The organism is Burkholderia latens (assembly GCF_001718795.1).
GTDB lineage: Bacteria > Pseudomonadota > Gammaproteobacteria > Burkholderiales > Burkholderiaceae > Burkholderia > Burkholderia latens_A.
Genome location: NZ_CP013435.1, coordinates 1342132 through 1356808 on the forward strand (window position 1 = coordinate 1342132; position 14677 = coordinate 1356808).

The following is a 14677-nucleotide window of genomic DNA, read 5'->3' on the forward strand; positions in this document are numbered from 1 at the left end:
GCGCCGGCGTGACGGGGAGGGCCGGGTATGACCGGCGGGCCGGCTGCGTTCCCAGGCGCGTTCGGCTCTCCGGCACGGTATGGGGTGACCGCTATTGGCGGGTGTTGCCGGCCGCGCGCTTGCCTCGGGCGCGATAGCCGGTAAGCCCGATCGCGTCCGTCGGTTCGCTCGCTCGCGCCGCTGGCCTGCGCCCGCTCAGCTCCGACGGGCAAGCATGAGCCGATTGTTCTCGCGCGCTGACAAGTGACTTCGCATTCGCGCCGTTTATCCGCAGGCGGCCCCTCCCTAGAATTCATTCCATCGAATACGCATTGCCAGATGGAGCCGATGATGAGAGCGCTGATCGAATCGAGTCTGTACCACCCGTCCGTCGTGTTGCCGCTTGCCGCGTTGACGCAGCTGATGGTCGAGCGCGACTTCAATCTCGGCCAGGTTGGGCTGATCGTCGCTGCGCGGGGCGCGCAAGCAGCGGTGTCGCGTTCGCGCGCACTGATTTTCTGCCGCGACTGCGAAGCGCACGCTTGAACGCGCATTCGTCGCATGGATAAAGAAATGCCCGGCCGGCGCGAGCCGGTCGGGCAGTTCGGATTCGATCGGGCCCCGGCTTCGGCCGGGGCTTTTTCATGGACGACCGAGGTGGCGCTTACGCGCGCGCGGTCCGCACCACGCCATAGATCTCCGTATCTTCTTCGTCGCGCAGCTCGCGTACCAGCTGGTGCGCTTCGCGGTGCGTCGCGACGGCCGGCGGCGAGCCCTTGAGCGGCTGACGCGCGGTTTCGGCGAGCGCGACCACCGACACGATGCCGATCACGGCGGCGCCCATCATGTAGTACGCGGGCATCATCAGGTTATGGGTGACATCGACGAGCCACGCGGTGACGAGCGGCGTCGTGCCGCCGAACAGCGACACCGACACGTTGAAGCCGATCGCGAGCGCGCCGTAGCGGATTTCGGTCGGGAACAGCGCCGGCAGCGCCGACGGCATCACGCCGGTGAAGCACGACAGCAGCACGCCGAGGATCAGCAGCCCGCCGAACACCGACGCGGTGGTGCCCGCATGGATCAGCAGCAGCGACGGGATCGACAGCACGAGCAGACCGACGCAGCCGGCCAGCATCACGGGCTTGCGGCCGATCGTGTCGGACAGGCGGCCCGCGGCGAGCGTCAGCGGCATCATCAGCACCATCACGATCAGCACCAGCACGAGGCTGTGCGATTCGTCGAAGTGCAGCGTCGACGACATGAAGCTCGGCAGGTACGACAGCACCATGTAGTCGGTCACGTTGAAGATCAGCACGAGGCCCACGCAGAGCAGCAGCGCGCGCCAGTTGCGCATCAGCGTTTCGCGAAAGCGCGCCTTCGGCACGGCCTTGTCCTGCGCTTCGCGCTCTTCAGCCTGCCGCTTGAACGCCGGCGTTTCTTCGAGCTTCATCCGGATGTACAGGCCGATCAGGCCGAGCGGGCCCGCAATCAGGAACGGCACGCGCCAGCCCCACGACAGCAGCGCTTCTTCCGACAGCGACGCGGTCAGCAGCGCGACGACGCCGGCGCCCATCACGTAGCCGATCAGCGTGCCGAACTCGAGGAAGCTGCCCATGAAGCCGCGGCGCTTGTCGGTGGAGAACTCGGCGATGAAGGTGGCGGCGCCGCCGTATTCGCCGCCGGTCGAGAAGCCCTGCACGAGGCGGGCGACGAGCAGCAGGATCGGGGCCATGATGCCGATCGACGCGTAGCTTGGGATCAGGCCGATCGCGAACGTGCCGACGGCCATCATGATCATCGTTGCGGCGAGCACGCGCTGGCGGCCGATGCGATCGCCGAGCGGGCCGAACACCATGCCGCCGAGCGGACGCACGAGGAACGCGGCCGCGAACGTGCCGAAAGTCGCGAGCAACTGCGCGGACGGGCTGCTCGACGGGAAGAACACCTTGCCGAGCGTGACGGCGATATAGCTGTAGACGCCGAAATCGAACCATTCCATCGCGTTGCCGATGGCCATCGCGCTGACGGCGCGCTTGAGCAGGCTCTGGTCGACGACGGTGATGTCGTCCGCGGCGAGCGAGGCTGCGCCGGACGACGGGGTGGAAGAAGCAGCGGTCGGGCTGACGTGTGTTGCGGTCAAGGTCATGCACTCCTTTGACTGCGCCGGAACGGGCGGGCCGTCCGACACGGTTTGCCGGCAAGCGCTCGGTCGTGCGCTACGCGTCGGGGCAGGCCTTTAAGCGCTTACTGCACGACTGGCGGCAAGAAGACGCAAGGGACTGCTTCGACGCGGGCCCGATGGGCCGTCGCGACGGTGCGCTCATGAAGAATGGGCCGCGTGATGCGAGCGGCGGAATGCCGGTGCGGACGGAGTCCTGCGCGCCGGCAAGCGCCCCGAAGGGGCAGCGAAACGAGAAAAGCGGGCCTGTCGGGCGGGCTTTTCTGTGATTTGCGATTTCGGTCGAAGCGCCAGCCCGCGGGGCGGGGACGGATTTCTTGCGAAATCGAATAGACAGAGATTGAATGTTGAAACAGGCGATATGGTAGCACGATGGCAGATGATCGTGCAAATTGCGTCGAAACCCCCCGTCGGCTGGCGGTTTCGGCGGCGCATGCTCCGGTATGATCGGCGGCGCGCGGAGAGGCCGCGCCGTGCGCCGGATGCGGCGGCGAATCTGCGAGGAACCGGATGACCGAACTGATCAGGATCGCGGCGCTGTTCGCCGTTACCGCGTTGGCGGAAATCGTCGGCTGCTACCTGCCGTGGCTCGTGCTGAAGGCCGGGCGCCCTGTCTGGCTGCTGGCGCCGGCCGCGCTGTCGCTCGCACTGTTCGCGTGGCTGCTGACGCTGCACCCGAGCGCGGCCGGGCGCACGTACGCGGCGTACGGTGGCATGTATATCGCGGTGGCGCTGATCTGGTTGCGGGCGGTCGACGGCGTCGCGCTGACACGCTGGGATGCGGCGGGCGCGTTGCTCGCGCTCGGCGGGATGGCGCTGATCGCGCTGCAACCGCGCGCATAGGCCCGGCCCGCGCGCGGCGCGGCGGGATTGCGCGTCAGGCAGCCTTCGCGGTGTCCGCGTCGGCGGACTGGCGCCACACGCAGGTGCCCTTGACCGACTTGTCGAGCTCGTCGAGTTGGGTCTGGTGCGCGGCGAGCTCGTCGTCGCTTGCCGCGATGACGGGCAGCTCGAGTGCCGCGAGCGATACGCGCTGGCCGTTCGCCGCGTTGCCGTCGCCGCCGACGTCGTCGAGCATGTCGATGACGAGGCTGTCCTGGCCGCGCGTCATCGCGAGATAGACCTCGGCGAGCAGTTCCGAGTCGAGCAGCGCGCCGTGCAGCGTACGGTGCGCGTTACTGATGCCGAAGCGGTCGCACAGCGCGTCGAGCGAGTTCCGCTTGCCCGGGAACATCTGCTTGGCTTGCACGAGCGTGTCGATCACGCCGCCGCAATGTTCGGTGAAAGGCGGCAGGCCGAGCCGCGCGAATTCGGCATCGAGGAACGCGAGGTCGAACGGCGCGTTGTGGATGATCAACTCCGCGTCCTTCACGAAGTCACGGATCTGGTCGACGACTTCTGCGAACTTCGGCTTGTCGCTCAGGAACTCGGTCGTGAGGCCGTGCACGGCGAGCGCCCCCGGGTCGCTGTCGCGCTCCGGGTTCACGTAAATGTGCAGGTTGTTGCCGGTGAGCCGCCGGTTCAGCAGCTCGACGCAGCCGATTTCGATCAGGCGGTCGCCCGTGCGTGGGTTCAGGCCGGTGGTTTCGGTATCGAGAATGATCTGGCGCATGTCGGATAAATCGGGAAAAAAGGAGGGCGGCCCGGATTCAGGCCGCGAGCGATTCGACGCCGCGATTCGCGAGCGCGTCGGCGCGTTCGTTTTCGGGGTGGCCCGCGTGACCCTTCACCCAACGCCATTCGACGTCGTGCTGGACGACGAGCGCATCGAGCCGCTTCCACAGGTCGGCATTCTTCACCGGCGTTTTCGCCGCGGTGACCCAGCCTTTTTTCTTCCAGCCGTGAATCCACTCGCTGATGCCTTTCTGCACGTATTGCGAGTCGGTATGGACGATCACGCGGCACGGCCGCTTCAGCGCCTCGAGCGCGGCGATCACGCCCATCAGTTCCATGCGGTTGTTGGTCGTGTTGGGCTCGCCGCCGAACAGCTCTTTTTCGCGGTCGCCGTAGCGCAGCAATGCGCCCCAGCCGCCGGGGCCGGGATTGCCCTTGCAGGCGCCGTCGGTATAGATGTCGATGGTGTCGGTGGTCATGAACTTTCTTGATGGGTGGTCGGGGTGGCGGCCGGCGTCAGGCCCGGCGCGAGCACGGGCTTTTTCATCCGGATCGGGCCGACGAGGCGCATGCCGCGCACGCGCTTGACGGCCGTCACCATGTAGACCGCGCCGAAGATCGGCCACCAGCGGTCGCCGGCGGCTTCCATGAAGCCGTAGCGGGCCAGCCACTTGTCGGTGACGAGCGGCGGCCGGTAGCAGCCGAAGCGGCCGCGCTCGAGATCGAAGCCGAGCAGCTTGATCCAGTCCTTCAGCCGGATGAACGCGATCTGGTCGCGCGCGGCCGGTACGAACGGGCGGTTCGCCATGCGTCCGAACGATTGCCGCATTCCCCACAGGCTCAGCGAGTTGAAGCCGGTGATCACGAGCTGGCCTTCCGGCATCAGCACGCGCTCCGCCTCGCGCAGCAGCCGGTGAGGGTCCGACGTGAATTCAAGGGTGTGCGGCATCACGATCAGGTCGACGCTCTGCGACTCGAACGGCAGGTCGAGCAGGTCGCACCACGTCGTGCTGCGATCGGCCGGCGCATGGGTGCTCGCGTGCGCGTCGCCTGCCCACGGATACTGGTACGGTGCGCTCGCGCCGCTCGCCGGGTCGAGGACGAGGCCGCGATACGGCATGCGGTTCTCGCGCAGCGCATCGAGCTGCGGCAGCCCGAGCTGCAGCGCGTGAAAGCCGAACACGTCGGACACGATCCGGTCGAGCTGGGCTTGCTCCCAGCCGAGCACGTAGCGGCCGGGCGGCGAGTCGGTCCAGGCGGGCCAGTCTATAATTTGACGATCGGACATAACGATGATTGCGCGCCCATGAACGAGCTGGAATACGTGCCGGTGCCGGCATTCGAAGACAACTACATCTGGCTTGTCTCCGACGGCCGCGATGCGATCGCCGTCGACCCGGGTGAAGCCGCTCCGGTACGCCGTGTTCTTGCGGAGCGCGGCTGGCGGTTGACCGCTATTTTACTCACGCACCATCACGCCGACCACGTCGGCGGTGTCGCGGCACTGCGCGATAGCCAACCGGACAATGTGCCGCTCGCCGTATACGGCCCGTCGGCCGAGGCGATCGGCGTGGTCACGCAGCCGCTTGCGGGCGGCGATCGCGTGACGCTCGACGCCCCTGCGCTCGCATTCGACGTGCTCGACGTGCCGGGCCATACGCGCGGCCATATTGCCTACTTTCAGGCGGCCGGCCGCGGCGCCGCGACGCCTCACGTGTTCTGCGGCGACACGCTGTTCTCGTGCGGCTGCGGCCGTTTGTTCGAAGGCACGCCCGCGCAGATGCTCGCGTCGCTCGATGCATTGGCGGCGCTGCCCGGCGACACGCGCGTGCATTGCGCACACGAATACACGCTGTCGAACATCCGCTTCGCGCTTGCGTGCGAGCCCGGCAACGCGGCGCTCGCCGCTTGGCGCGACGACGCGCACGCGCTGCGCGCCCGCGGCGAGCCGACGCTGCCCACCACGATCGCGCACGAGCGCGCCGTCAATCCGTTCATGCGCTCGGACAGCGCTGCCATTCGCGCAACGCTCGAGGCCGAGCTGCATGAACCGGTGCCGGATCGCCTCGCGGCGTTCACGCTGATGCGCGAGTGGAAAAACCGATTCCGATGACGCTTTCCGGAGGAGTCCAAACCTCAGGTGGCGTCTGTAAAAATTGCTGCAAATGTAGGATTTCGCTGAGTTTTCGGTGTTTTTATTGACGTGAAGCACGCACTTCCGTAGTATCGCCTGCAATTTCCAGCCGTCGGAAGCCGAGATTTTCATGCGACTTATATTGAGTGCGATGGTGGTGCTGCTGCTCGCCGCGTGTGCGAGCCAGGCCCCTGTCGCCAACAACGCCGCCGATTCGCAGGCGACGTCCGCCTACCTCCGTAAATCAGCCACCGCCAAAGAAACCGTCGACGTCGACAAGCAATCGGTCGGCGAACTGACCAGTGCCGACTCCGATCTGTGGGCGCGCATCCGTCGCGGCTTCCAGATGCCCGACCTGCAAAGCGACCTCGTCGACATGCAGACGACCTGGTACACGCAGCGGCCCGATTACGTGCAACGCATGACCGAGCGCTCGCAGAAGTACCTGTATCACATCGTCGAGGAGCTCGAGGCGCGTCACATGCCGACCGAGCTTGCGCTGCTGCCGTTCATCGAATCCGCATACAACCCGCAGGCGCTGTCGGTCGCGAAGGCGGCGGGCATGTGGCAGTTCATGCCGGGCACGGGCCGCACGTACAACCTGAAACGCAACATGTGGCAGGACGAGCGCCGCGACGTGCTGGCGTCGACCAGCGCCGCGCTCGATTACCTGTCGCGCCTGCATGACATGTTCGGCGACTGGTATCTGGCGCTCGCCGCGTACAACTGGGGCGAAGGCAACGTGCAGCGCGCGATCGCGCGCAATCAGGCGGCCGGCCTGCCGACCGACTACCAGAACCTGCGGATGCCGAACGAGACGCGCAACTACGTGCCGAAGCTGCAGGCGGTGAAGAACATCATCGCGAATCCGCAGCAGTTCGGCCTCGCGTTGCCGGACATCCCGAACCACCCGTATTTCGTGACGGTCACGACATCCCGCGACATCGATGTGGCGGTGGCTGCCAAGCTCGCCAATCTGTCGCTCGACGAGTTCCGCTCGCTGAACCCGTCGTTTTCGAAGCCGGTGATCCTCGGCGCGACCGAGCCGCAGATCCTGCTGCCGTTCGACAACGCGGCGGCGTTCGAGAAGAACCTGAAGGCGTACAACGGCCAGCTGTCGTCGTGGACTACCTACACGGTCAGCGAGCGTGCGCGTCCGGCTGCGATCGCCGAGAAGATCGGCGTCGACGCCGATACGCTGATGTCGGTCAACAAGATTCCGGCCGGCATGCGCCTGAAGCCGGGCTCGACGATCGTCGTGCCGCGTGGCGATGACGACGACGAGGACATCAGCGCGGACGTCGCGGAAAACGGCGTGCTCGCGATGGAGCCCGACGTGCCCGACACGCGCAAGATGCTGATCCGCGTGCGCCGCAAGCAGTCGATGGCTGCACTGGCGGGCCGGTACGGCGTCTCGGTCGCGCAGTTGAAGGCATGGAACCGCACGCACCGCGATATGGCGATGCCGGGCCAGGCGCTCGTGCTGCACGTGCCGGTGGGCCGTGCGGTGCCGGCCGAACCGGGTCCGGAGCGGATTGCGACGTCGGCCGGCGGTGCGCACATCGAGCGTGCGAGCTTGTCCGTGGGCGGCAAGTCCCGCGGCGCAAAGCAGGCGGCCGCGAAGCCGGCGGCGCGCGCGGCGAAGGCCGCTCCCGCGAAGGCCGCGCCGGCGAAGGCGGCGCCGAAGGCCGCCGCGCACAAGGGCAAGAAAAAGTAACGACCCGGCGCAGTCGAGAGCGCAGCTTGATGGCCGGCGTCGGCCGCTCGGCTGCGATATCATCCGACGAAACGCGAAGCAACGCCGTCACCGAGGTGACGGCGTTTTCGTTTATGCGCGGCAGCGGGAAGCGGGGCGCCGCTGCCTCGCCCAGGTCCCGATAACGAGGAGGAGCGATGACGTCGGTGCAGCTGAGGGTGCTCGCGCTGTTTGCGGCCGGCTATTTCGTGTCGTACGTGTTCCGAGGTGTCAATCTCGGCTTCGCACCGTTCGTCACGCACGAGCTCGGGCTGTCGGCCGCCGATCTCGGGCTGCTCACCAGCCTTTATTTCCTTGGCTTCGCCGGCGCGCAGATTCCTGCCGGCGTGCTGCTCGACCATTTCGGCCCGCGCCGCGTGGCGGCCGGGATGCTGCTGTTCGCGGCGGCTGGCGCCGCGGTGTTCGGCGTCGCGCACGACCTCGGCGCGATGATGGTCGGGCGGCTGCTGATCGGTGCAGGTGTGTCGGTGTGCCTCGGCGCGGCGTTCAAGGCACTCGCGCAGCATTTCCCGGTCGGCCGGCTGCCGCTCGTCAACGGTCTGGTGATGGCCGTCGGCGGCCTCGGCGGCGTCGCGGTCGGCTCGCCGCTGACCTGGCTGCTCGGCGTGACGACCTGGCGCGCAATCTGTGGCGGCCTCGCGGCGCTGACGATCGTCGTCGCGGCCGCGATCGGCTTCGGCGCGCCGGAAGCCGCGCAGCCGCGCCATCAGGGCGGGCTCGCGAGCCAGTTCAAGGGCACGTGGCACATCCTGAGCAGCCGCGCATTCTGGAAGATCTCGTCGTTCTCGGTCGTCACGCAAGGCGTGTTCTACGCGATGCAGTCGCTGTGGGTCGGGCCGTACCTGCGCGACGTCGCGGGCTTCGATGCGCCGCACGCCGCGCGGCTCGTATCGGTGCTCGGCTTCGCGATGATGGCCGGCTGCGTCGGCTTCGGCGCGGCCGCCCGCATGCTCGAGCGGCGCGGCGTGTCCGTGCAGGCATTCTGCGGCGCCGGCATGGCGCTGTTCGTGCTCACGCAAGCGGCGATCGTCATGCGCGTGCCGCTGCCGCCCGCGGTGCTGTGGGCAGCGTACGGGATGTTCGGCGGCGTCGGGATTCTGACCTACGCGGTGCTGGCCGCGCACTTTCCGGCCCAGTTGATCGGCCGCGCGAATACGACGCTCACGCTCGTGATCTTCGTGCTGATCTTTGCGTTCCAGATCGGTATCGGCGCGGTGCTGTCGCACTGGCCGGCCACCGACGGCCATTATCCGGTTGCAGCGCACGTCACCGCGTGGACCGCGCTGCTCGCGCTGCAGTGCGCGAGTGCGGTGTGGTACGTGTGGCCCGCGCGCGGTGCTGGCAAGCAGGCCGATCCGGCGGTACGCTGACGGGCAGGGCGGTCGCGCAAACGGGGCCGCACCGTGCATGCCGCGCAAGGTTGCGGTGGCGGCGCGCGCGTCGTACGCGATCGGGTGGCCATATCAATTGAAGATAGGGCCATTTTCGGGCTATAATTTGAAAGTTTGTGCTGATCAACCTCGCACCCTAGCGCCTACCTCACTCATCCCGTTCATCCGCCGCACGCCGCCTGTCGGGCGATGCCGCGCAGCCTCGTGCGCCACGCGCCGGGTTCGCGTGCCGACAACGCAGGTCGCGTCCAGCTAGCGTCCGACGCGCGCATACGCAGCGCGGCGCTCGCGCGGCAGGGTAAACAGGTCGGCAGCAGGGTGTTCCCCAAGGAGCCTCCCGTGTTGCCGTCTTTTTCTCCCGCCTTGCTTGCACTTGCCGACGGCACGGTCTTTCGTGGTTATTCGATCGGGGCCGAAGGCCATACGATCGGTGAAGTCGTGTTCAACACCGCGATTACCGGCTATCAGGAAATCCTGACTGATCCGAGTTACGCGCGCCAGATCGTCACGCTTACCTATCCGCATATCGGCAACTACGGCGTGAACGCCGAAGATGTCGAAGCCACGAAAGTCCATGCCGCCGGCCTGATCATTCGTGATCTGCCCACGCTCGCATCGAACTTCCGCATGGACCGCACGCTCGGCGATTACCTGCGCGACGAAGGCGTCGTCGCGATCGCCGGCATCGACACCCGCAAGCTGACCCGCATCCTGCGCGACAAGGGCGCGCAAAACGGCTGCATCCTGGCCGGCTCCGACGACGCGGAAAAAGCGATCGAACTCGCGCGCTCGTTCCCGGGCCTCGCCGGCATGGACCTCGCAAAGGTCGTGTCGACCACGAAGCCGTTCGAATGGAAGCAGACCGAATGGCGCCTCGAAGGCGGCTACGGGATGCAGGAAGCCCCGAAGTACCGCGTCGTCGCGTATGACTTCGGCGTCAAGTACAACATCCTGCGCATGCTCGCGGAGCGCGGCTGCCACGTGACGGTGCTGCCGGCCGAGGCAAGCGCGGCCGACGCGCTCGCGTTGAATCCGGACGGCATCTTCCTGTCGAACGGCCCCGGCGACCCGGAGCCGTGCGACTACGCGATCGCGGCGACCAAGGAATTCATCGAGCGCGGCGTGCCGACCTTCGGCATCTGCCTCGGCCACCAGATCATGGGCCTCGCGGTTGGCGCGAAGACGCTGAAGATGAAAACGGGCCACCACGGCGCGAACCATCCGGTGAAGGATCTCGGCGATGGGCGCGTGGTGATCACGTCGCAGAACCACGGCTTCGCGGTCGACGCGGACTCGCTGCCGGCCAACGCGCGCGTGACGCACGTGTCGCTGTTCGACGGCACGCTGCAGGGTTTCGAACTGACCGACAAGCCGGCATTCTGCTTCCAGGGCCACCCGGAAGCGTCGCCCGGCCCGCACGATATCGGCTATCTGTTCGACCGTTTCACTGCACTGATGGACGCGGCGAAGCAGCGCACCGCCTGACGCAACCGAAGTCATCGAAGAACGGGAGATTCACATCATGTTCGGCCACGCACTCGGCATCACGGATATCTGGACCTACGTGTTCGGCGTGGTCTTCATCATCCTGCTGCCGGGGCCGAACTCGATGTACGTGCTGTCGCTTGCCGCGCAGCGCGGCGTGAAGGCCGGCTATCGCGCGGCCTGCGGCGTATTCGTCGGCGACACGGTGCTGATGGTGCTGTCCGCCGCGGGCGTCGCGTCGCTGCTGAAGGCGAATCCGCTGCTGTTCTCCGTCGTCAAGTACGGCGGCGCCGCGTACCTGCTGTACGTCGGCGCCGGGATGCTGCGCGGCGCGTGGAGCAAGCTGCGCGCGCGCGGCGACGCACCGGCCGAGGTGCCGCAAGCGGTCGACGGCGAACGGTCTTTCGACAGGCCGTTCCGCAAGGCGCTGCTCGTGAGCCTCCTGAATCCGAAGGCAATCCTGTTCTTCATCTCGTTCTTCATCCAGTTCGTCGACCCGGCATTCCCGCATCCCGCGCTGTCGTTCGCCGTGCTCGGGGCGATCGCGCAATGCGCGAGCTTCCTGTACCTGAGCACGCTGATCTTCGCGGGCGCGCGCCTCGCCGAGCATTTCCGGCGCCGCCGCAAGCTCGCGGCGGCCGCGGCGAGCAGCGTGGGCGGCCTGTTCATCGGGTTCTCGGTGAAGCTTGCGCTCGCAACGATGAGCTGAGCGCGGCCGGCCGACCCACGACAACGCCACGACAACGCCACGACAAAGATTACTTACTGAATTCACAAGCCATGCCAAAACGCACAGACATCAATAGCATCCTCATCATCGGCGCCGGCCCGATCATCATCGGCCAGGCTTGCGAGTTCGACTATTCGGGCGCGCAGGCTTGCAAGGCGCTGCGTGAAGAGGGCTACAAGGTCATCCTCGTGAACAGCAACCCGGCGACGATCATGACCGACCCGAATACGGCCGACGTCACGTACATCGAGCCGATCACGTGGGAAGTCGTCGCGCGCATCATCGAGAAGGAGCGCCCCGACGCGATCCTGCCGACGATGGGCGGCCAGACCGCGCTGAACTGCGCGCTCGACCTGCACCACCACGGCGTGCTCGAGAAGTTCGGCGTCGAACTGATCGGCGCGTCGCCGGAAGCGATCGACAAGGCGGAAGACCGCCAGAAGTTCAAGGACGCGATGACCAAGATCGGTCTCGGCTCCGCGAAGTCGGGCATTGCGCACTCGATGGAAGAAGCGACGAAGGTGCACGCCGAGATCATGGCGGCCACCGGCGGCAGCGGCTATCCGGTCGTGATCCGTCCGTCGTTCACGCTTGGCGGCTCGGGCGGCGGCATCGCGTACAACCGCGAGGAGTTCGAGGAGATCTGCAAGCGCGGCCTCGACCTGTCGCCGACGCGCGAACTGCTGATCGAGGAATCGCTGCTCGGCTGGAAGGAATACGAGATGGAAGTCGTGCGCGACCGCGCCGACAACTGCATCATCGTGTGCTCGATCGAAAACCTGGACCCGATGGGCGTGCACACCGGCGACTCGATCACCGTCGCTCCGGCGCAGACGCTGACCGACAAGGAATACCAGATCCTGCGCAACGCATCGCTCGCGGTGCTGCGCGAGATCGGCGTCGACACCGGCGGCTCGAACGTGCAGTTCTCGATCAACCCGAAGGACGGCCGCATGGTCGTCATCGAAATGAACCCGCGCGTGTCGCGTTCGTCGGCGCTCGCGTCGAAGGCGACCGGCTTCCCGATCGCGAAGGTCGCGGCGAAGCTGGCGGTCGGCTACACGCTCGACGAGCTGAAGAACGAAATCACCGGCGGCCAGACGCCGGCCTCGTTCGAGCCGACGATCGACTACGTCGTCACGAAGATTCCGCGTTTCGCATTCGAGAAATTCCGTGAAGCCGATTCGCGCCTGACCACGCAGATGAAGTCGGTCGGCGAAGTGATGGCGATCGGCCGCACGTTCCAGGAGTCGTTCCAGAAGGCGCTGCGCGGCCTCGAAGTCGGCGTCGACGGCCTCGACGAGAAGTCCACCGACCGCGACGAGATCGCGATCGAGATCCACGAGCCGGGCCCGGACCGCATCTGGTACGTCGGCGATGCATTCCGCATCGGCATGACGGCCGAAGAGATCTTCGCGGAAACCGCGATCGATCCGTGGTTCCTCGCGCAGATCGAGCAGATCATCCTGAAGGAAAAGGCGCTGTCGGGTCGCACGCTCGCGTCGCTGACGTTCGACGAACTGCGCTTCCTGAAGCAGAGCGGCTTCTCGGACCGCCGCCTCGCGAAGCTGCTCGGCGCGACGCCGGAAGACGTCCGCAAGCGTCGCGTGGAGCTTAACGTGCGCCCGGTCTACAAGCGCGTCGACACCTGCGCGGCCGAGTTCGCGACGAAGACGGCGTACATGTACTCGACCTACGAGGAAGAGTGCGAGGCGCAGCCGACCACGAACAAGAAGATCATGGTGCTCGGCGGCGGCCCGAACCGGATCGGTCAGGGTATCGAGTTCGACTACTGCTGCGTGCATGCCGCGCTTGCGATGCGCGAGGACGGCTATGAGACGATCATGGTCAACTGCAACCCGGAAACGGTGTCGACCGACTACGACACGTCCGATCGCCTGTACTTCGAGCCGCTGACGCTCGAAGACGTGCTCGAAATCGTCGACAAGGAAAAGCCGGTCGGCGTCATCGTCCAGTACGGCGGCCAGACGCCGCTGAAGCTCGCGCTCGATCTCGAGGCGCACGGCGTGCCGATCATCGGTACGTCGCCGGACATGATCGACGCGGCGGAAGACCGCGAACGCTTCCAGAAGCTGCTGCAGGACCTCGGCCTGCGCCAGCCGCCGAACCGCACCGCGCGCACCGAAGACGAAGCGCTCGCGCTGGCGGCCGAAATCGGCTATCCGCTCGTCGTGCGCCCGTCGTACGTGCTGGGCGGCCGCGCGATGGAAATCGTCCACGAGCCGCGCGACCTCGAACGCTACATGCGCGAGGCCGTGAAGGTGTCGAACGATTCGCCGGTGCTGCTCGACCGCTTCCTGAACGACGCGATCGAGTGCGACGTCGACTGCATCTGCGACGGCGACGCGGTGTTCATCGGCGGCGTGATGGAGCACATCGAGCAGGCGGGCGTCCACTCGGGCGACTCGGCATGCTCGCTGCCGCCGTACTCGCTGTCGAAGGAAACCGTGGCCGAGCTGAAGCGTCAGACGGGTGCGATGGCGAAGGCGCTGAACGTGGTCGGCCTGATGAACGTGCAGTTCGCGATCCAGCAGGTTCCGCAGCCGGACGGCTCGAAGCAGGACATCATCTACGTGCTCGAGGTGAACCCGCGTGCATCGCGTACGGTGCCGTACGTATCGAAGGCGACCAGCCTGCCGCTCGCGAAGATCGCGGCGCGCGCGATGGTCGGCCAGAAGCTCGCGCAGCAGGGCGTGACGAAGGAAGTGGAGCCGCCGTACTTCAGCGTGAAGGAAGCGGTGTTCCCGTTCGTCAAGTTCCCGACCGTCGATCCGGTCCTCGGGCCTGAAATGCGTTCGACCGGCGAAGTGATGGGCGTCGGCCGCACGTTCGGCGAAGCGCTGTTCAAGTCGCAGCTCGCGGCCGGTTCGCGTCTGCCCGAATCGGGCACGGTGCTGCTGACGGTGATGGACGCCGACAAGCCGAAGGCGGTCGAAGTCGCGCGCATGCTGCACGACCTCGGCTACCCGATCGTCGCGACCAAGGGCACGGCTGCCGCGATCGAAGCGGCCGGCGTGCCGGTGAAGGTCGTGAACAAGGTGAAGGACGGCCGTCCGCACATCGTCGACATGATCAAGAACGGCGAGATCGCGCTCGTGTTCACGACGGTTGACGAGACGCGCCAGGCGATCGCCGATTCGCGCTCGATCCGGATGAGCGCGCAGGCGCACAAGGTCACGTACTACACGACGATGTCGGGCGCGCGTGCGGCCGTCGAAGGCCTGCGCTATCTGAAGGATCTGGAAGTCTATGATTTACAAGGTCTTCACGCTCGCCTAAACTAAGCAGTCAGTTACCTGTCGAAGCAACACGTGCCGCGGTTAAGCGGTGTTTCCGGTCCGCCGGAAATGCGCTTAATCGCGGTGATTTTTTTTATAGCCGTTTT

At 66.4% G+C, this 14677-nt stretch carries 12 protein-coding genes; 8 read left to right on the forward strand and 4 right to left on the reverse strand.

Annotated features, from left to right (window positions below; translation table 11 throughout):
* Nucleotides 1-327: 327 nt before the first annotated feature.
* Nucleotides 328-525, forward strand: a complete 198-nt coding sequence (locus WK25_RS06405) for a hypothetical protein (RefSeq protein ID WP_040144915.1) — start codon at nt 328-330, stop codon at nt 523-525.
* 118 nt (nt 526-643) lie between these two features.
* Here the strand turns inward: WK25_RS06405 and proP are convergent, their stop codons facing one another.
* The gene (proP, locus tag WK25_RS06410; protein ID WP_040143890.1) at nt 644-2128 is read right to left on the reverse strand and encodes a glycine betaine/L-proline transporter ProP; all 1485 of its coding nucleotides are present in this window, start codon (nt 2126-2128) and stop codon (nt 644-646) included.
* Between the two features lie 543 nt (nt 2129-2671).
* On the opposite strand from proP, the gene WK25_RS06415 reads away from it, so the two are divergent.
* Nucleotides 2672-3004: a YnfA family protein gene (locus tag WK25_RS06415; protein WP_040143891.1), complete on the forward strand. Its 333-nt coding sequence runs from the start codon at nt 2672-2674 to the stop codon at nt 3002-3004.
* Between the two features lie 34 nt (nt 3005-3038).
* On the opposite strand, the gene dnaQ is transcribed toward WK25_RS06415, so the two are convergent.
* The 3 genes from dnaQ to WK25_RS06430 are packed head-to-tail and all read right to left on the reverse strand — an operon-like array spanning nt 3039 to nt 5063.
* Entirely contained in the window at nt 3039-3773 is a 735-nt protein-coding gene (gene dnaQ, locus WK25_RS06420) for a DNA polymerase III subunit epsilon (RefSeq protein WP_040143892.1), read from the reverse strand.
* A 37-nt stretch (nt 3774-3810) separates the two neighbouring features.
* Nucleotides 3811-4254 carry a ribonuclease HI gene (rnhA, locus tag WK25_RS06425; protein WP_040143893.1) on the reverse strand — a complete coding sequence of 148 codons (444 nt, stop codon included), beginning with the start codon at nt 4252-4254 and terminating at the stop codon, nt 3811-3813.
* Nucleotides 4251-5063: a class I SAM-dependent methyltransferase gene (locus WK25_RS06430; protein ID WP_040143894.1), complete on the reverse strand. Its 813-nt coding sequence runs from the start codon at nt 5061-5063 to the stop codon at nt 4251-4253. Before WK25_RS06430 ends, rnhA begins: the two co-directional genes overlap by 4 nt.
* Before the next feature lie 18 nt (nt 5064-5081).
* On the opposite strand from WK25_RS06430, the gene gloB reads away from it, so the two are divergent.
* The 6 genes from gloB (at nt 5082) to carB (ending at nt 14576) form a co-directional block, all read left to right on the forward strand.
* Nucleotides 5082-5888 (forward strand): hydroxyacylglutathione hydrolase, encoded by an 807-nt coding sequence (gene gloB, locus WK25_RS06435; protein WP_059543659.1) that lies wholly within the window; start codon nt 5082-5084, stop codon nt 5886-5888.
* Between the two features lie 151 nt (nt 5889-6039).
* A complete protein-coding gene (locus WK25_RS06440) occupies nt 6040-7626 on the forward strand; it encodes a transglycosylase SLT domain-containing protein (protein ID WP_040143896.1) in 1587 nt (528 codons plus the stop codon).
* Between the two features lie 176 nt (nt 7627-7802).
* Nucleotides 7803-9035 (forward strand): MFS transporter, encoded by a 1233-nt coding sequence (locus WK25_RS06445; RefSeq protein ID WP_069241252.1) that lies wholly within the window; start codon nt 7803-7805, stop codon nt 9033-9035.
* Between the two features lie 360 nt (nt 9036-9395).
* Nucleotides 9396-10541: a glutamine-hydrolyzing carbamoyl-phosphate synthase small subunit gene (gene carA, locus WK25_RS06450; RefSeq protein ID WP_059544023.1), complete on the forward strand. Its 1146-nt coding sequence runs from the start codon at nt 9396-9398 to the stop codon at nt 10539-10541.
* 37 nt (nt 10542-10578) lie between these two features.
* On the forward strand, nt 10579-11250 hold the full coding sequence (gene leuE, locus WK25_RS06455) for a leucine efflux protein LeuE (RefSeq protein ID WP_069241253.1): 672 nt from the start codon (nt 10579-10581) through the stop codon (nt 11248-11250).
* A gap of 71 nt (nt 11251-11321) precedes the next feature.
* Complete coding sequence (gene carB / locus WK25_RS06460; RefSeq protein ID WP_059543653.1) at nt 11322-14576, forward strand: carbamoyl-phosphate synthase large subunit; 3255 nt, start codon at nt 11322-11324, stop codon at nt 14574-14576.
* The last annotated feature ends 101 nt before the right edge of the window (nt 14577-14677 follow it).

Bases quoted from the DNA above. Each gene is read 5' to 3' on its own strand.
- WK25_RS06405 (WP_040144915.1), top strand. From the start codon at position 328: ATGATGAGAGCGCTGATCGAATCGAGTCTGTACCACCCGTCCGTCGTG.
- proP (WP_040143890.1), bottom strand. From the start codon at position 2,128: ATGACCTTGACCGCAACACACGTCAGCCCGACCGCTGCTTCTTCCACC.
- WK25_RS06415 (WP_040143891.1), top strand. From the start codon at position 2,672: ATGACCGAACTGATCAGGATCGCGGCGCTGTTCGCCGTTACCGCGTTG.
- dnaQ (WP_040143892.1), bottom strand. From the start codon at position 3,773: ATGCGCCAGATCATTCTCGATACCGAAACCACCGGCCTGAACCCACGC.
- rnhA (WP_040143893.1), bottom strand. From the start codon at position 4,254: ATGACCACCGACACCATCGACATCTATACCGACGGCGCCTGCAAGGGC.
- WK25_RS06430 (WP_040143894.1), bottom strand. From the start codon at position 5,063: ATGTCCGATCGTCAAATTATAGACTGGCCCGCCTGGACCGACTCGCCG.
- gloB (WP_059543659.1), top strand. From the start codon at position 5,082: ATGAACGAGCTGGAATACGTGCCGGTGCCGGCATTCGAAGACAACTAC.
- WK25_RS06440 (WP_040143896.1), top strand. From the start codon at position 6,040: ATGCGACTTATATTGAGTGCGATGGTGGTGCTGCTGCTCGCCGCGTGT.
- WK25_RS06445 (WP_069241252.1), top strand. From the start codon at position 7,803: ATGACGTCGGTGCAGCTGAGGGTGCTCGCGCTGTTTGCGGCCGGCTAT.
- leuE (WP_069241253.1), top strand. From the start codon at position 10,579: ATGTTCGGCCACGCACTCGGCATCACGGATATCTGGACCTACGTGTTC.
- carB (WP_059543653.1), top strand. From the start codon at position 11,322: ATGCCAAAACGCACAGACATCAATAGCATCCTCATCATCGGCGCCGGC.